This is a genomic window from Variovorax sp. GW821-FHT09D07 (assembly GCF_059416345.1).
The window spans coordinates 40,809-57,816 of record NZ_JBWKOY010000016.1; the positions used below are offsets into that span (position 1 = coordinate 40,809).

The window sequence follows — 17,008 nt, forward strand, 5'->3', positions numbered from 1 at the left end:
CAAAGACCCTCGCGGGCCGCGGTGCTTCACGGCCATGCCCGCCCCCGCAGCGCCGCCGCCGCCCCGCCGCTACAGTCGGCCGCAAGGAGCGTCTTTCTCATGCAACCATTCGATTTCGACCTCTTCGTCATTGGCGGCGGCAGCGGCGGCGTGCGCGCCGCGCGCATGGCGGCGCAGACCGGCGCACGCGTCGCGCTGGCCGAGGCCGCCGAGCTCGGCGGCACCTGCGTCAACGTGGGCTGCATCCCGAAGAAGCTCTACAGCTATGCGGCCGGCTATGCCGAGTCTTTCGAGGAAGCCGAAGGCTACGGCTGGAAGCTCCCGTCGGCGCCGCAGTTCGACTGGGCCCACCTCAAGGCCCAGCGCGCCAAGGAGATCAGCCGGCTCAACGGCATCTACGGCTCGCTGCTGAAGAACTCGGGCGTCACGCTCGTCACCGGCTGGGCCCAGCTGGTCGATGCGCACACGGTGGAAATCGAAGGCAGGCGCCACACCGCGCGCCACCTGCTGGTGGCCACCGGCGGCACGCCCTTCGTGCCCGAGATTCCAGGCCGCGAACACATCGTGACCTCCGACGCGATGTTCGACCTCGACCCGTTCCCGAAGCGCCTGCTGGTGGTGGGCGGCGGCTACATCGCCTGCGAGTTCGCATCGATCTTCAACGGCCTGGGTTCCAAGGTGACGCAGCTGCACCGCCGCGCCCACCTGCTCACCGGCTTCGACGACGACGTGCGCCAGTTCCTTGCCAACGAGATGGGCAAGGCCGGCGTCGACGTGCGCCTGAACTGCGAGGCCTCGTCGATCGCGCGCGGCCCCGACGGCCTCGTGGTCACGCTCGCGCGCGGCCAGCAGATCGAGGCCGACACCGTGCTCTTCGCCACCGGCCGCGTGCCCAACACGCAGGGCCTCGGCCTCGAGGCCGCGGGCGTGAAGCTCGACGCCAAGGGCGCCATCGCGGTCGATGCGCACTACCGCACCTCGGTGCCGTCGATCTACGCGGTGGGCGACGTGTCGACCCGCGTGCAGCTCACGCCCGTGGCGCTGGCCGAGGCGATGGTGGTGGTCGATGCGCTGTTCGGCAAGGGCAAGCGCGGCATGGACTACGAGTTCATTCCCACCGCCGTGTTCACCCACCCCAACATCGGCACCTGCGGCTACAGCGAGATCGACGCGCGCGCGAAGTTCGGCGAGGTCACCGTGTTCTCGAGTGAGTTCAAGTCGCTGCGCCACACCCTCTCGGGCCGCAGCGAGCGCACCTTCATGAAGCTCGTGGTCGACAAGAAGAGCGACCGCGTGGTGGGCCTGCACATGGTGGGCGCGGACGCGGGCGAGGTGGTGCAGGGCTTTGCGGTGGCGATGCGCGCGGGCGCGACGAAGGCGCTGTTCGACAGCACGATCGGCATCCATCCGACGGCTGCTGAAGAGTTCGTGACGATGCGCGAACCCATGCCCGGCTAGGCGCCGGCCTGGGGCTGCTTGCCTTCGAGCAGCTTCACCATCACGAACAACACCCGGTTCGCCGGCGTCGGCACGCCCAGCGCCTCGCCGCGCCGCACGACCAGCCCGTTGAGGTGGTCGATCTCGCTGCGCTTGCCGCGTGCGAGATCTTGCGCGGTCGACGAGTACTGCGAGGGCATCGACTGCGCGATGCCGCGCACCGCCGCGTCGACGTCGCCCGGAATCACCACGCCCTCGGCCTTCGCCACTGCGAGGCATTCGGCGACCACGTCGCGGATCACGTCCGTCACGCCCGTGCCCTGCACGAGCTCGCCATACGGCAGCTGCGACACGGCCGACAGCGCGTTGTAGGCGCAGTTGAGCACCAGCTTGGCCCACAGCGCGCCGCGCACGTTGCCGGAAATCTGCGTGGGCACGCCGGCGGCGATCAGTGCCTGCGCGACCTCGTCGCTGCGGCGCGAGGGCGCGATCACCAGCTCGCCGCGGCCGTGGTGCTTCACATGGCCCGGCCCCGCCATCTCGGTCGCCACGTAGACCACGGCGGCGGCCACGTCGTGCGACGGCAGCGCCGCGCGCACGCGCGCGTCGTTGTCGACGCCGTTCTGCAGCGTGAGCACCAGCGCGCCGGGCGCGAGGTGCGGCCCGATCTGCGCGGCGGCCGATTCGGTGTCGGTGGACTTCACGCAGAACAGCACGAGGTCGGCGCCCTGCACGGCGCCCGCTTCGGTGCTGGCCTCGAGGCGCACCTGTTCATCGAAGGCCTGGGTCTCCAGCCGCAGCCCGTTCGCACGCACCGCCTCCACATGCGAAGGCCGGCCGATCAGCACGACCTCGTGGCCCGAGCGCGCCAGCATGGCGCCGTAGTAACAGCCGACCGCGCCGGCACCCATGACTGCGACTTTCATCGATTCGATTCCTTGGTTGTTCCGTGGCCAGAGCGTAGCGAAGACGGCCGCTTCATGCCTCGGTCTCCACGCCGCGCGACTTCTGCCCTTCGTCCATGATCCATTCGCGAAACGCCGCGAAGGCCGGCAGGTCGAGACGGTCGGGCCGATAGCACAGGTAGTGGCCCTGGTCCACGCGCACCGGCGTGCCGCACGGGCTCAACAGTGCACCTTCGGCCAGCTCTTCCTGCACCAGCAGCTTGGGCACGAGGCCGATGCCCAGCCCGTTGAGCGCCGCCTGGATCAGCGCCGAGTACTGCGCGAAGCGCGGGCCGGCCACGGTCTGCACCTCGGGCACGCCGTGCTGCGCGGCCCACTGGCGCCAGGCGGTGGGCGCGCCCTCGTGGTGCAGCAAGGTGTGGCCGACGATGTCGATGGGCTGCACGATGCGGTGGCGCCCCTCGACCAGCGCGCGCGCCACGATCAGCACGAACTCGCGCCCCGCGATGTATTCGGACACCACGCCAGGCCAGCCGTCGGGGCCGTAGCGGATGGCGGCATCGACGCCGGCCGGGATGCCGTCGCTGGGCTCCAGGTGGCGGCTGAAGCTCAGCATCACGTGGCGGCTTTTCTGGCTGAAGGCCGGCAGGCGCGGAATGAGCCATTTGGTGAGAAAGGTGGGCACGCTGGCCAGCGTGAGCAGGCCGGCGCCGGCATCGCCCGAGCGCGCCTCGAAGGTCGCGGTCTCGATGGCGCGCAGGCCGCCCGAGATCTTCTGCCAGTACACACGCCCCTGCGGCGTGAGCTGCACGCCGCGGCCGTTCTTCTGCAGCAGCTCGCGGCCCAGGAATGCCTCGAGCCCCGCGATCTGCTTGCTGACGGCGCTCACGGTGATGCACAGCGCACCGGCCGCGAGCGTGATGCTCTGCTGGCGCGCCACGGCGTCGAAGGCCAGCAGTTCCTGGATGGTGGGGCAGTCGCGTTTCATGCCTGGCTCCGGTTGATGAAAGTCGTGTGAAAAATACTTGCCGATTGCTCAAGTGTCGTCATCCAACTTTCACCCATAAGTGTGCATCTGCTTCCTAGAATTCGCTGGAACGCGGCAATCCGCCGTGGGCAAAAAGTAGAGCATCCGGAAAGTATGCCGGGTGCGCAAGACCTTCGGAGACACCCCCTTGATTCGCGGCATCTCGCTCGTCTACGGCCTGTACCTGCTGCTGCCCATCGCCCTGCTGGCGATCGGCAGCTTCGGCGGCAACTGGACCAACACGCTGCTGCCCACGGGCGTCACCGGGCAGTGGTATGTCGACCTGTGGCTGGACACCTCGTTCCGCAAGGCCTTCGTGAGCAGCCTCGTGGTGGCGATGGCGGCCTGCGCGATCAACACGGTGCTGGCGCTGCCGCTGGCCTATGCGCTGTACCACGGCGCGCGGCGCGGCAGCAGCATCGCGGCGCGCATCGTGAGCGCCACGCCGGTGGCGGTGCCGACCATCACGCTGGCCTTCGGCTACATGATCGTGTTCAACACCGACCTCGCACCCTGGCTGGGCTCGATGCCGCTGCTGATCGCGGCGCACGCGATCCTCACGCTGCCCTACCTCACCAACACGCTGCTCACCGACCTGCGCCACCTGGACCTCGGGCGGCTCGAGCAGGCGGCCGCCACGCTCGGCGCCTCGGGCTGGCAGCAGTTCACCGGCATCGTGCTGCCCAGCCTGCGCCAGAGCCTGATCAGCGGGCTGGTGATGGTGGCGGCCATCTCGGTGGGCGAGTTCGGGTTGTCGAACCTGCTCACGAGCTTCCAGAACCGCACCTACCCGGTGGTGCTGCTGCAGGCCTTCTACGGCGCGACGGGCTTTGCCTGCGCGGCCACGGTGATCCTTCTCGTGCTGGCGAGCGCGTCGGCCCTTCTTTCTTCCTCTCTGGTGAAGCAGCGCGCATGAGCCTCCTCCTGGACAACGTCAGCTACAACTACCCCGGCAGCACGCACGGCCTGCACGACGTGTCGCTCGACGTGCGCACGGGCGAGCTCGTGGCGGTGATCGGGCCCAGCGGCTCAGGCAAGTCGACGCTGCTCAAGCTGGTGGCGGGGCTGGAGACCGGCCACACGGGCCGCATCGTGCTCGGCGGCGACGACATGTCGCGCACGCCCGTGCACCAGCGCCACATCGGCATGGTGTTCCAGAGCTACGCCCTCTTTCCGCACCTGAGCGTGCTGGACAACGTGGCCTACGGCCTCAAGCTGCGCAAGGTGGACACGGCCCCGCGCCGCCAGCGCGCGCAGGAGCTGCTCGACATCGTCGGGCTGGGCGACCACGCGCAGCGCGCGGTGGCGCAGCTTTCGGGCGGCCAGCAGCAGCGCGTGGCCCTGGCCCGTGCGCTCGCCATCGATCCGCGTGCGCTGCTGCTCGACGAGCCGCTGTCGGCACTCGACGCCAGCGTGCGCGGCCATCTGCGCGACCAGATCTGGTCGATCCAGCAGCGCTTCAACGCGACCACGCTGCTGGTCACGCACGACCAGGAAGAAGCGCTGGTGATGGCAGACCGCGTGGCAATGCTGAAAGACGGCCGCCTGTTGCAGATCGCCACGCCGCGCGAAATCTACGAGCACCCCGCGAGCCGCGCTGTGGCCGAGTTCGTCGGGCTCTCGACCATCCTGCCCGCCAAGGTGGCGTCGCCGGGCCGGCTCGACATGGGTTTTGCCGAGCTCTTCGCCGAGACCGGCAACCGGCCCTTCGGCACGCCGGTGCATGTGCTGGTGCGGCCCGAACACATCCAACCCGACCCGACGCCCGACAGCGTGAACCGCCTGGCCGGCCGCACCGGCGCGCAGCGCTACCTGGGCGCGCTCACGCGCTACGACTTCGACGTGGCGGGCGCGGGCAAGCCCTTCCTCGCCGAGTCGGCCGCACCGGCGGCCGAAGCGATCGCCATCGCCCCCGAACACCTTCGCCTGCTCGACCACTGACCTTTCCTCTCAAGGAGCCCCCATGCAACGCAGACATCTGATCCAGGCCGCCGGCGCACTGCCCGTGCTGTCCCTCGCGCGCACCGCTTTCGCCTTCGACGGCCCCGAGCTCTACGCGGGCGAGAAGGCGCTGTATGCCGAGGCGCAGAAGGAAGGCCTGTGCGTCTCCTTCGACACCGGCCCCGAATGGGCCAACTGGAAGTCGCTGTTCCGCGACTTCAAGAAGCGCTACCCCGAGATCGAGCTGACCTACAACGACATCGGCTCGGCCGCCACCGTGGTCGCGCTCGAAAAGACCAGGCGCCGCCCGCAGGCCGACACCGCCTACTACTTCGCCGCCTCCGCCGTCGATGCCGCGAAGAAGGACGTGGTCGCGCCCTTCAAGCCCGTCAACTTCGACAAGCTGCCCGCCGTGTTCCGCGAGGCCGAGGGCCGCTGGTTCACCATCCACACGCTCAACATCGCGTTTCTCGTGAACAAGAAGCTGGTGAAGAACGTGCCCACGGGCTGGGCCGACCTGCTCAAGCCCGAGTTCAAGAGCACGGTTGTCTACCTCGACCCGCGCTCCACCGGCATCGGCCAGGTGCTGACCTTTGCCGCGGCCTACGCCAACGGCGGCAGCGTCGACAACGTGCAGCCCGGCACCGACTACCTGGGCAAGCTGCATGCGGCCGGCAACGTGCTGCGCGTGGAGGGCACCACGCCGTATGCCAAGTTCCTGAAGGGCGAGATCCCGGTGTGGATCAGCTACGAGAACGACGGCCTCAAGGCCAAGCACGTCGACGGCATGGGCGATGCGGTCGAGGTCGTGATCCCGAAGGAAGCCAGCGTGGCCGCGCCGTATGCGATCAGCCTGGTGAAGAACGGCCCGAACCCGAACGCCGGCAAGCTGTGGCTCAACTTCATCATGAGCGAGGCCGGCCAGTCGCTGTTCGCGCAGGGCTTCGTGCGCCCCGCGGTGCCTGGCACGCCGCTCTCGGCCGATGTCGCGGCCAAGATGCCGGCCGCGCCGCAGATCAAGCCCCTCGACGTGGTGAAGGCCTCGGAGCGCAAGGCCGAGGTCGACAAGCTCTGGGCGCAGGCCGCGCTGGGCAAGTAAGAGGCCGTGATGCGACGCTTTGGCGCCTGGCCCGCCTGGGCCTTCATGGCGCTCTTCTTCGCGGTGCCGCTGGCGGCGCTGCTGCCCGAGGCCTTCGGCGAGGGCGGCAGTGCCTTCGGGCGGCTGTTCGGCAACCCGCTGTTCCTGGGCGCGCTGCGCAACACGCTGGGCCTGGGCCTGGCGGCGGGCGCGATCTCGGCGCTGGTGGGCACCTGCATCGCCATCGAACTGGCGCGCCAGCCCGAAGGCCGGCGCCAATGGATGATGACGCTGCTGGGCCTGCCGCTGGCGTTCTCGGGGCTGGTGATCGCCTACGGCTTCATCCTCGCCTTCGGCCGCGCGGGCTTCGTGACGCAGCTGCTCGCGGGCCTGGGCGCCGATCCGGCGGTCATTGGGAGCTGGATCTACAGCGTGTCGGGCCTGGGGCTGGCGTATGCCTACTACCTGATCCCGCGCGTGGCGCTGTCGCTGTACCCCGTGTTCGCCAACCTCGACCTGCGCCCGGCGCAGGCGGCGCGCACGCTGGGCGCCTCGAAGGCGCGGGCCTTCCGGGACACGGTGCTGCCCGAGGTGCTGCCCTCGGTGCTGTCGAACGCCTGCATGGTGGCCGCGATTGCCATGGGCACCTACGGCACGGCGCTGGCGCTGGTGGGCACGCAGCTGAACATCCTGCCGCTGATGCTGCTCGCGCAGGTGGGCGACGGCGGGTCCGATTTCGCGGTGGCGGCGGCCCTGTCGCTGGTGCTGATGGTGGTGTGTGTGGTCGTGATGGGAGTGGGCGATGTCTTTACACGAAGGCGCGAGCGCGGTGCTGTCGGCGCCGGTCACTGAGGCGCTGACGCGCCTGGCGCAACGGCAGTGGGGGCCGCAGCGCCACCGCCAGCCGGTGGCGATGCTCGGCCCGGGCGACGGCGGCCCGGCCGAATGCGAGGCCGCCTACGCGGTGGCGCATGCGCTGGCCGGCGCGGGCATGGCGGTGGTCTGCGGCGGGCGCGGCGGCGTGATGGCCGCGGCCTCGCGCGGCGCGGTGGAGGCCGGCGGCATCGCCGTGGGCATCCTGCCCGAGGACGACGACCGCCACGCCAACGAATGGCTCAGCGTGGCCATTCCCACCGGCATGGGCGAGATGCGCAACGGCATCATCGCGCGCAGCGGCGTGTGCCTGGTCGCCATCGGCGGCAACATGGGCACGCTGTCGGAGATGGCCATGGGCCTGAAATGGGGCAAGCCGGTGTTCGTGATGCACGGCGACGTCGCGCTGCCCGGCGCGGTGCAGGCCACGGACGTGGACGACATGCTGGCCAAGGTGCTGGCCTGCCTGCTGGACTGAGGCCTGCTCACCCTGTTTCCGGCCTCCCCATCGACACGGGCGCATTGCACAATGACGGCATGCCCTACATGCCCACCTTCGTCGCTCCCGCCCGCTTCACCGACGCCGCCGAGGCGCTCGACCAGGTCAAAGCCATCTACCAGGGCGGCCTGGCCCACCTGCGCGAATCGATGCTGCGCTTCGTCGCCGGCGAGGCGCTGCCGGGCCGGGTGCGGGCCTGCTACCCGTTCGTGCGGGTGCACACGCACACCGTCTCGCGCCACACGCCGCCGGCCAACGCCGGCCTGAGCTACGGCTTCGTGGCCGGCCCCGGCCGCTACGAGACCACGCTGACGCGGCCCGACCTGTTCTCGCGCTACTACCTGGACCAGTTCCGCCTGCTGCTGGAAAACCACCAGGTCGAGATCGAGGTGGGCACCAGCACGCAGCCCATTCCGATCCACTTCTCCTTCGCCGAGAACGACCACATCGAAGGCACCATGAGCGCCGAGCGCCGCGCCCTCATGCGCGACGTGTTCGACCTGCCCGACCTGGGCGCCATGGACGACGGCATTGCCAACGGCACCTTCGAGGCGTTGCCCGGCGAGCCGCAGCCGCTGTCGCTGTTCACGGCGGCGCGCGTCGACTACTCGCTGCACCGCCTGCGCCACTACACGGGCACGGCGCCCGAGTGGTTCCAGAACTTCGTGCTGTTCACCAACTACCAGTTCTACATCGACGAGTTCGTGCGCCTGGGCCACGAGGCCATGGCCGACGAGAACAGCGAGTACATCGCCTTCATCGAGCCCGGCAACGTGATCACGCGCCGGCGCGGGCTGGCCGCGGGCCACAGCGACACCTTCGCCCACCTGCTGGACGGCAGCCAGGGCACCGCGCCGCCGCGCCTGCCGCAGATGCCGGCCTACCACCTGGTGCGCGAGGACTACAGCGGCATCACCATGACCAACATCGGCGTCGGCCCGGCCAACGCCAAGACCATCACCGACCACATCGCCGTGCTGCGCCCGCACGCCTGGATGATGCTGGGCCACTGCGCCGGCCTGCGCAACACGCAGCAGCTGGGCGACTACGTGCTGGCCCACGCCTACGTGCGCGAGGACCACGTGCTCGACGAGGAACTGCCGCTGTGGGTGCCGATTCCGGCGCTGTCGGAGATCCAGCTGGCGCTCGAGCAGGCGGTGGCCGACGTCACGAAGTGCGAGGGCCCCGACCTGAAGACGATCATGCGCACCGGCACCGTGGCCAGCACCGACAACCGCAACTGGGAGCTGCTGCCCGGCAACCAGCCGCAGCGCCGCTTCAGCCAGAGCCGCGCCGTGGCGCTGGACATGGAAAGCGCGACCATCGCGGCCAACGGCTTCCGCTTCCGGGTGCCCTACGGCACGCTGCTGTGCGTGAGCGACAAGCCGCTGCACGGCGAGATCAAGCTGCCCGGCATGGCCAACCACTTCTACCGCGAGCGCGTGGAACAGCACCTGCGCATCGGCATGCGCGCCATCGAGATCCTGCGCCAGGAAGGCACCACCCGGCTGCACAGCCGCAAGCTGCGAAGCTTCGCGGAAGTGGCTTTCCAGTAGGCTCCGACGCCTTTTCCCCCTCCGCGCCCCTCAGGGTTTCTCCCTGTGCGGGCGAGGGCGTGTTTGCCTTGTTTCGCGGACATCATTGGCTGTCACGTACACAACTGGAAACACGATGCGCCCGTCTTCGCCGCCTGCCGCCGCCCTTCCCCTGTCCCGCCGCCGCTTCGGCACCTGGCTGGCAGCCTCGGCCGCTGCCGCCGGTGCGGGCCAGGCCGCGCTGTGGGCCGGCCACGCCCGCGCGGCCGACGCGCCGCTGAGCAGCAAGCTGCGCATCGTCATTCCCGCCAACGAAGGCGGCGGCTGGGACCAGACCGGCCGCGCCCTCGGCGCCGCCCTGCTGGCCTCGGGCGCCGTGGGCACCGTCACCTACGAGAACATCGGCGGCAAGGGCGGCACCATCGGGCTGGCCAAGTACGTCGAGAAGTACGACGCCGACCCCGAGGCGCTGCTGGTCAGCGGCATGGTGATGGTCGGCGCGGTGGCGCTGCAAAAGCCCGCCGTCACGCTGGCGCATGTGTCGCCCGTGGCGCGCCTGACCAGCGACTACGAGGTGGTCGCCGTCAAGGCCGACTCGCCCATCAAGACCCCCAAGGACCTCGTCGCCCAGCTGCGCGCCGATGCCGCCAACACCGTCATCGCGGGCGGCTCGGCCGGCGGCGTGGACCACATGTTCGCCGGCATGCTGGCGCGCGTGGCCGGCGCCTCGGCGTCGCTGAACTACCAGCCGCACCCGGGCGGCGCGCAGGTGGTCGAAGCGCTCGAGACGGGCAAGGCGGCGGTCGGCATCTCGGGCTACAGCGAGTTCGCCGAGAACATCGCCAACGGCAAGCTGCGCGCCATCGGCGTGTCGTCCAAGCACCCGTTCCAGGGGATCGCCTCGGTGCGCCAGCAGGGCGTGGACGCCGACCTGGCCAACTGGCGCGGCGTGATGACCGGCAAGAAGGTGCCGCCCTACCGCCGCGGCCAGCTGCTCGAGGCGGTGCAACGCGCCACCACGCACGACCTCTGGCAGAAGACCATCAAGCGCAACAACTGGGACCCGTACTGGATGGCGGGCAAGGACTTCGAGAGCTTTCTCGAACTCGACACCGCCATGGCGGGCCCGCTGATCTATCTGCTCAAACTCAAGGCCTGAGCGCCTTCGCCCTCAGGCAAACAACTCCGGCATCTCCCGCTGCGCCTTCGGCGTCAGCGTGAGCGCGCGTCCGTCAAGCTCTTGCCGCACCCAACCGCGCCGCAGCGACAGCTGCAGCCACGCGGCGCCGAGCGCGCCGCCCAGGTGCGGGCGGCGTTCGCTCCAGTCGAGGCAGGCGCAGGCGAAGCGGCGGCGCGAGCGGCGCACGGCATCGACCTCGACGCCCAGGCTCTCCAGCGCGATGGCGCCGTCGGGCGTGAGTTCGTACGAGCCGCTCGCAAGGCCGCTGAGCCAGCCCTGCGCATGCAGCCGGTCGTGCAGCGCGACGCCCGCGGTGCCGGCCATGTGGTCGTAGCAGGTGCGGGCGCTGCGCAGGCGGCTCGGCGTGTTGGGTTGGAAGGCGGTGGCCGCAGGGCGCGGCGCGCCGGCCACGACCATGAGGCTTTCGAGCGCGGCGGCCACGTCGTCGCTGGCCAGGCGGAAGTAGCGATGCTTGCCTTGCACGAGCACCTCGACCAGCCGCTCTTCCTTCAGGCGCGCAAGGTGCGCGCTCGCGGTCGAGGCCGCCACCTCGGCCACCGTGGCCAGCTCGGTCGCGGTGCGGGCGTGGCCGTCCATCAGGCAGTTCAGCATGCGGGCGCGCGCCGGCTCGGCGATGGCGCCGGCGAGGCGGGCGAGCTGGAAGTCGGAAGCGGTGGTGTCGTCCATGCGGCCATCCTAAAGCGACGCCGCATCCCACACTTCGTTCGCGACCGAAGTGTGTCGGCGGCGGCGAACGCACACTGCGCGCCATGACTACCGCCACGCTCACTCATCCCGCCGACCCGGTCGCCGCCGCCACGCATGCCGACCCTTATCCGTACTACGCCACCCTGCGCGACGGCCCGCCGCTCGCGTGGCACGCCGGCTTGCGCGTGTGGGTCGCGAGCCGCGCCGATGTGGTCATGCAGGTGCTGCAGGCCCACGGCGCGCTGCGCGTGCGCCCCGCCGCCGAGCCCGTGCCGCGCGCGATCGTGGGCAGCCCGGCGGGCGAGGTGTTCGGTCACCTCGTGCGCATGAACGACGGCCCCGCGCACCAGGCGCACCGGCCGGCCTTGCAGCGCGCGCTGGCCGGGCTCGACCTGCATGCGGCGCACGCCGCCGCGCTCGACGTGGCGCGGCAGCTGCCTGCGCAGGCGCCGCTGTCCGACGCGCTGTTTTCGCTGCCCGTGCGGGCGATGGCGCACCTGCTTGGTTTCGACGGTGCATCACTGCCGCAGGTGGACCGCTGGATGCGCGACTTCGTCGCCTGCCTCTCGCCGCTGTCGAACGCAGACCAATTGCAGGCGGCGAGCATGGCGGCCGGCGCGCTGATGAACCGCTTCGAAACCCTGAGCGCGAACGCCTCGCCGCGCGACGGCACGCTGCTGGCGGCGGTGCTGGCCGAAAGCGCTGCGAGCGCGCCGCTCTCGCGCGCGCTGCTGGCGAACCTCGTGGGCCTGCTCTCGCAGACCTGCGACGCCACGGCGGGCCTGCTGGGCAACAGCCTGATCGCACTGGCGCGCGAGCCTGCGCTGCGCCCACTGGCACGCACGCGCGACGGGTTGCTCGCCATCGTCGAGGAGACGTCGCGCCACGATCCGTCGGTGCAGAACACGCGCCGCTTCGCGATCGAGCCCGTCGAGATTGCCGGCACCTCGCTGGCGGCGGGCGATGCGGTGCTGGTGCTGCTGGCCTCGGCGCAGCGCGATCCGGCGTTCAACCCCGAGCCCGACCGCTTCATGCCGATGCGCGCGCAGCGCCGCGTGCTTGGCTTCGGCCATGGCCTGCATGCGTGTCCGGGGCAGGCGCTGGCCTGCACGCTGGCTGCGGCGGGTCTTGAAGCGCTGCTGCACTCGCAGCGCGCACCCAACCTCGACACGCTCGGCTGGCACTACCGCCCGTCAGTCAACGGGCGCATTCCCGTCTTCGACTAGTCAGTGCGCGGCCCAGCGCCCCGTGCCCGCCAGGTGCGGCGACAACGCGGCCTCGCCCCAGCGCAGCGGCAGCGCGGCCGGACGGCGCAGCGCGCGCGTGACGTGAAAGCGCATGAGCCGCTCCGCGCCCTCGAACGCTTCAACCTCGGGGCCGTCCGTGACGATCTCCGCCGTGGCGCTCAGGTGCAACAGCTCGCCGGTGTCGAAATCGACGAACAGCAGGCCCGCGCGCGGGTGCGCCTGCAGGTTGCCGAGCGTGTTGAAGAAGTGGTTGCCGTTGAAGTCGGGCACCGTGAGCACGCCGCCCGCATCGACGCGCACGAAGCCCGGCCGACCGCCGCGGTGCGACACGTCGACACCGTGCGAACGCGCATCGGCCGCGTCGCCCACCGCCACCGCGTCGGGGTACGCCGTGGCGATGAACAGCGTGTCGGCCGCGCCGATGAGCCGTTCGGCCGCGAGGTCGAGCGTGTCGAGCCACTGCACGGCGGGCTCGTTGGCCGGCGGCGCGGCGAACACCGGCTCGCGCGCCTGGATGTAGCGCGGGCAGTTGCCGAAGCTCTGCTGCACCTCGACCATGAAGCCCGCCGCGTCGAGCGCCTCGACCGTGCCGTTCATGCGGTTGCGCCGCCGCGTGTGCGGCTGGATGCCCAGCAGCCCCAGCGTGGCGCCGGGTACGAGCTGGCCAGTGAGCGGGTCGCCGGCGCCCGGCAGCGCGTCGATGCGCAGGTGGGTCGCGTCGGGCGAGTGCGCAAAGCCGGCCGGCGCGGCGAGCATGCTGGCCCACGGCTGCAGGTCGGCGTCGAGGCTTCCGACCACGAGGAACGGCAGCAGCGAAAAGAACTCGCGGTGCTGGTCGGGCATGTAGTCGCGGATCACGCGCGGGCCCACCGCCTCCATCTGCTCGCGCGCGCCCACGAGCGATTGCAGCGCGCGCTCGCCGGCGTGGAAAGGTGCGGCGATCATGACGCCACCGCCAGGCCGACCGGCGAACGCACCATCGGCACGAACCCGGGCAAGGCTTCCACGCGCGCCAGCCAAGCGCGCAGCTGCGGGTAGGCGTCGAGCGACACACTGCCCTCGGGCGCATGCGCCACGTAGGCGTAGTTCGCGATGTCGGCCAGCGTGGCCGACGGGCCCGCGAGGAAGGGCTGCTCGGACAAGCAGGTCTCCATCACCGCGAGCAGCGCGTGCGAGCGCTTGACGGTCTCGGTGCGGTCGGCGTCCACGCCGAACAGCACCATGATGCGCGCCGCCGCCGGGCCGTAGGCCAGCGGGCCGGCCGCCACCGAGAACCAGCGCTGCACGCGCGCCGCGCCCACCGGGTCGCGCGGCATCCAGCGCGCCGGGTCGGGGGCGTAGCGTTCGTTGAGGTACACGAGGATGGCGTTGGAGTCGGCCAGCGTGACCTCGCCGTCCTCGATCACCGGCACCTGGCCGAAGGGGTTGCGCGCCAGGAACTCCGGCGTGCGGTGCTCACGCTGGCGCAGGTTGAGCTCGACGATCTCGAAGGGCAGGCCCAGCACCGAGAGGAAGAAGCGCACGCGGTGCACGTGGCCCGAGATGGCGCTGCCGAAGAGCTGGATGGGCTGGGCGGGCTGGTGGGTGTTGGTGCTGTTCTCGGTCATGAAGAGTCCTTCGGGTGGGTATGGCCTCGATTCTTCTCTCTTCCACCAAATGAATGAATAGCCTTTTCCGGATTTGACTGCTGCGTTTTCCGGTTTAATCGCGCCATGGATCGCTTCAAAGCCATGCAGACCTTCGTGCAGATTGCCGACCAGGGCAGCCTGACCCGCGCCGCCGAGGCGCTCGGCAGTTCGCTGCCCGCCGTGGTGCGCGCGCTCGCCGCGCTCGAGGCGCACCTGGGCGTGCGCCTTTTTCACCGCACGACGCGGCGCCTCTCGCTCACCGAGGAAGGCCGCCACTACCTGCCGAGCGCGCGCGAAGTGCTGCTCGCGGCCGACGCCGCCGACCAGGCGCTGAAGGCCGAGGCGCGCGAGCCCGCCGGGCAGCTGGTCATCACCGCGCCGGTGCTGTTCGGCCACATGTACGTGGCGCCCGCCATCGTGCGCTTCATGCAGCGCCACGAGAAGGTGCGCTGCAGCGTGCGGCTGCACGACCGCACGGTGAACCTGCTCGAGGAGGGCATCGATGTCGGCATCCGCATCAGCCCGCTCGAAGACTCGTCGCTGGTGGCGCAGACGCTGGGCACCATCCGCCGTGTGGTGGTGGCCAGCCCCGCCTTCCTCGCGCAGCACGGCGTGCCGCGCCATCCGCGCGACCTGGCGGGTGCGCCCTGTGTGCGCGGGCGCATCGATGCGCCGGCCCAATGGGCGTTCCGCGACGGCGGCAAGACCGTGCACGTGACGCCCGACAACCGCCTGGAGTTCAACCACCTCGCGCCCGCCATCGAGGCCTGCGCCGCGGGCATGGGCTTCGGCACCTTCTTCTCTTACCAGGTGCTGCCGCATGTGGCGCAGGGCCGGCTGCAGCTCGTGCTCGAAGACTACGAGCCCGCGCCCCGGCCCGTGAGCGTGATCTACCCGAATGCGCGGCTGCTGCCGGCGCGCACGCGGGCCTTCATCGAGTGGATGAAAAGCGAGTTCAGCGGGCTGCGCATGTAGCTGCTGCGCCAATCGGCCGGCTGCGTCAGAATGGCCGCGTGCCATCCCACACCACCCCCTCCTCGCCTTCTTCTTCGTCTTCTTCCCCGTTGTTCCAGGTCCGTGGGCTGCGCAAGCGCTACGGCGAGACCACGGTCGTCGACGATCTCTCGTTCGAGATCGCGCCCGGCGAGTGCCTGGGCGTGATCGGGCCGAACGGCGCGGGCAAGACCACCACCATCCGCATGTGCCTGGGCCTCACCGCGCCCGACGGCGGCAGCATCGAGGCGCTGGGCCTGCAGATGCCGCGCGACGCGCTGGCCATCAAGGCGCAGCTGGGCGTGGTGTCGCAGTTCGACACCCTCGACCCCGACTTCAGCTGTGCCGAGAACCTCGTGGTGTACGGCCGCTACTTCGGCTTCAGCAAGGCGCATGTGCGTGCACGCGTGCCGCAGCTGCTGGAGTTCGCCGCGCTCTCGCACAAGGCCGACGCCAAGCCCGGCGAGCTGTCGGGCGGCATGCGCCGGCGCCTATCGCTGGCGCGTGCGCTGGTGAACGACCCCAAGCTGTTGCTGCTCGACGAGCCCACCACCGGGCTTGATCCGCAGGCGCGGCACCTGATGTGGGAGCGGTTGCAGGTGCTGCTGCAGCAGGGCAAGTCGATCCTGCTGACCACGCACTTCATGGACGAGGCCGAGCGCCTGTGTTCGCGGCTGCTGGTGCTCGACCACGGCCGCAAGATCGCCGAGGGCCGGCCGCGCGACCTGATCGCCGAGCACCTGGAGCCTGATGTGGTCGAGGTGTATGGCAATGGGGCGCTGTCGCTGGCCGGGTCGGCCGAGCTGCAGGCGCTGGCTGCGCGCGTGGAAGTGAGCGGTGAGACGGTGTTCTTCTATACGCAGGACGCGCGGCGTCTGCTCGATGCGCTCACGCAGCACGGCGGACTGCGCACCTTTCATCGGCCGGCCAATCTGGAAGATCTTTTCCTCAAGCTCACCGGTCGGCAGATTCGCCAGGATGGCTAGGCCTTCTTTATGAATACAACCACCACTGCTTCTTCTGCTGTTTCTCCCGAGACACCTGTGCCGCCTTCACCCTCCGTGTGGCGCGCGCCCGAGCTGTCGATGCGATGGTGGCCGGTGTTTTTGCGCAACCTGCTGGTGTGGCGCAAGCTGGCGCTGCCGAGCCTGATCGGGAACATCGCGGAGCCGCTGATCTGGCTTGTGGCGTTTGGCTACGGCATGGGCGCACTCGTCGGGCAGGTGACGGTGGATGGCACGCAGGTGCCCTACATCCTGTTCCTGGCGAGTGGGTCGATCTGCATGAGTGCGATGAATGCGGCGAGCTTCGAGGCGCTGTATTCGGCGTTTTCTCGGATGCATGTGCAGAAGACGTGGGACGGGATCATGAATGCGCCGGTGGGGCTGGATGACATCGTGCTCGCGGAGATGTTGTGGGCGGCGTTCAAGTCGATTTTTACTGTGACTGCGATCTTGTTTGTGATGCTTGGGCTTGGGATCAGTCACAGCCCCAAGTTGATCGTGGCCTGGATGGTGTTGATTGGGTGTGGGATCACGTTTTCTTCTGTGGCACTGATCTTCAATGCGTTGGCTAAGGGGTATGACTTTTTTACCTATTACTTCACGCTGTTCATGACGCCGATGATGTTTTTGAGTGGGGTGTTTTTTCCGCTGGAGCAGTTGCCTTCTGTTGTGCGTTCTGTTGCGGCTTGGTTGCCGTTGACGAATGCTGTTGCTTTGGTGCGGCCGTTGTTTATGGATCGGTGGCCTGAGGAGTGGTGGGTGCATGCGGGTGTTTTGGCTTTGTATGCGGTCGTTGCTTTCTGGATTGCTTTGGCTTTGACTCGGAAGAGGTTTCGGGGGTAGTTCGTTGAGGTGTTGGCTTGGTTTGCTTCCCGAGGCCGGGTCTCGGCCCGGCGGCCGACCTACTTTTCTTTGCTTCGCCAAAGAAACGTAGGCAAAAGAAAGGCGACCCT

Annotated in this window: 17 protein-coding genes; 12 read left to right on the forward strand and 5 right to left on the reverse strand. The window is 69.6% G+C overall.

The window, feature by feature from the left end:
* The first annotated feature begins 99 nt into the window (after positions 1–99).
* Positions 100–1,458, forward strand: coding sequence for a glutathione-disulfide reductase (gorA, locus tag AC07OX_RS31030; RefSeq protein WP_369630487.1), 1,359 nt, complete (start codon positions 100–102; stop codon positions 1,456–1,458).
* Here gorA and AC07OX_RS31035 read toward each other — a convergent pair.
* Entirely contained in the window at positions 1,455–2,363 is a 909-nt protein-coding gene (locus AC07OX_RS31035; protein ID WP_495261507.1) for a ketopantoate reductase family protein, read from the reverse strand. The genes gorA and AC07OX_RS31035 overlap by 4 nt on opposite strands.
* Before the next feature lie 52 nt (positions 2,364–2,415).
* A complete protein-coding gene (locus AC07OX_RS31040) occupies positions 2,416–3,330 on the reverse strand; it encodes a LysR substrate-binding domain-containing protein (protein WP_070061858.1) in 915 nt (304 codons plus the stop codon).
* Between the two features lie 187 nt (positions 3,331–3,517).
* Between AC07OX_RS31040 and AC07OX_RS31045 the strand changes: the two genes are divergently transcribed.
* The 7 genes from AC07OX_RS31045 (at position 3,518) to AC07OX_RS31075 (ending at position 10,454) form a co-directional block, all read left to right on the forward strand.
* The gene (locus AC07OX_RS31045; RefSeq protein WP_070061918.1) at positions 3,518–4,285 is read left to right on the forward strand and encodes an ABC transporter permease; all 768 of its coding nucleotides are present in this window, start codon (positions 3,518–3,520) and stop codon (positions 4,283–4,285) included.
* Positions 4,282–5,310, forward strand: coding sequence for an ABC transporter ATP-binding protein (locus AC07OX_RS31050; protein ID WP_495261506.1), 1,029 nt, complete (start codon positions 4,282–4,284; stop codon positions 5,308–5,310). The genes AC07OX_RS31045 and AC07OX_RS31050 overlap by 4 nt, the downstream gene beginning before the upstream one ends.
* 22 nt (positions 5,311–5,332) lie before the next feature.
* Complete coding sequence (locus AC07OX_RS31055; protein WP_495261505.1) at positions 5,333–6,409, forward strand: extracellular solute-binding protein; 1,077 nt, start codon at positions 5,333–5,335, stop codon at positions 6,407–6,409.
* Between the two features lie 9 nt (positions 6,410–6,418).
* A complete protein-coding gene (locus AC07OX_RS31060; RefSeq protein ID WP_062481405.1) occupies positions 6,419–7,240 on the forward strand; it encodes an ABC transporter permease in 822 nt (273 codons plus the stop codon).
* Positions 7,191–7,739 (forward strand): TIGR00725 family protein, encoded by a 549-nt coding sequence (locus AC07OX_RS31065; protein ID WP_062481403.1) that lies wholly within the window; start codon positions 7,191–7,193, stop codon positions 7,737–7,739. Before AC07OX_RS31060 ends, AC07OX_RS31065 begins: the two co-directional genes overlap by 50 nt.
* Positions 7,740–7,798: 59 nt before the next feature.
* A complete protein-coding gene (locus AC07OX_RS31070; protein WP_062481401.1) occupies positions 7,799–9,316 on the forward strand; it encodes an AMP nucleosidase in 1,518 nt (505 codons plus the stop codon).
* A gap of 115 nt (positions 9,317–9,431) precedes the next feature.
* Entirely contained in the window at positions 9,432–10,454 is a 1,023-nt protein-coding gene (locus AC07OX_RS31075; protein ID WP_495261504.1) for a Bug family tripartite tricarboxylate transporter substrate binding protein, read from the forward strand.
* A 12-nt stretch (positions 10,455–10,466) separates the two neighbouring features.
* On the opposite strand, the gene AC07OX_RS31080 is transcribed toward AC07OX_RS31075, so the two are convergent.
* Positions 10,467–11,162 carry an ArsR/SmtB family transcription factor gene (locus AC07OX_RS31080; protein WP_070061854.1) on the reverse strand — a complete coding sequence of 232 codons (696 nt, stop codon included), beginning with the start codon at positions 11,160–11,162 and terminating at the stop codon, positions 10,467–10,469.
* A gap of 83 nt (positions 11,163–11,245) precedes the next feature.
* On the opposite strand from AC07OX_RS31080, the gene AC07OX_RS31085 reads away from it, so the two are divergent.
* Positions 11,246–12,409 (forward strand): cytochrome P450, encoded by a 1,164-nt coding sequence (locus AC07OX_RS31085; protein WP_495261503.1) that lies wholly within the window; start codon positions 11,246–11,248, stop codon positions 12,407–12,409.
* Here AC07OX_RS31085 and AC07OX_RS31090 read toward each other — a convergent pair whose 3' ends face one another.
* Positions 12,410–13,375 (reverse strand): pyridoxamine 5'-phosphate oxidase family protein, encoded by a 966-nt coding sequence (locus tag AC07OX_RS31090; protein ID WP_495261502.1) that lies wholly within the window; start codon positions 13,373–13,375, stop codon positions 12,410–12,412. It abuts the gene before it with no gap.
* On the reverse strand, positions 13,372–14,037 hold the full coding sequence (locus AC07OX_RS31095) for a glutathione S-transferase family protein (protein WP_495261501.1): 666 nt from the start codon (positions 14,035–14,037) through the stop codon (positions 13,372–13,374). The genes AC07OX_RS31090 and AC07OX_RS31095 overlap by 4 nt, the downstream gene beginning before the upstream one ends.
* A 105-nt stretch (positions 14,038–14,142) precedes the next feature.
* On the opposite strand from AC07OX_RS31095, the gene AC07OX_RS31100 reads away from it, so the two are divergent.
* From AC07OX_RS31100 to AC07OX_RS31110, 3 genes are read left to right on the forward strand one after another with little or no spacing between them, the layout of a single operon-like run.
* Positions 14,143–15,033 (forward strand): LysR family transcriptional regulator, encoded by an 891-nt coding sequence (locus AC07OX_RS31100; RefSeq protein WP_495261500.1) that lies wholly within the window; start codon positions 14,143–14,145, stop codon positions 15,031–15,033.
* Positions 15,034–15,071: 38 nt separating this feature from the next.
* The gene (locus AC07OX_RS31105) at positions 15,072–16,037 is read left to right on the forward strand and encodes an ATP-binding cassette domain-containing protein (protein ID WP_062481101.1); all 966 of its coding nucleotides are present in this window, start codon (positions 15,072–15,074) and stop codon (positions 16,035–16,037) included.
* 9 nt (positions 16,038–16,046) lie between these two features.
* The gene (locus AC07OX_RS31110; protein ID WP_495261499.1) at positions 16,047–16,898 is read left to right on the forward strand and encodes an ABC transporter permease; all 852 of its coding nucleotides are present in this window, start codon (positions 16,047–16,049) and stop codon (positions 16,896–16,898) included.
* The last annotated feature ends 110 nt before the right edge of the window (positions 16,899–17,008 follow it).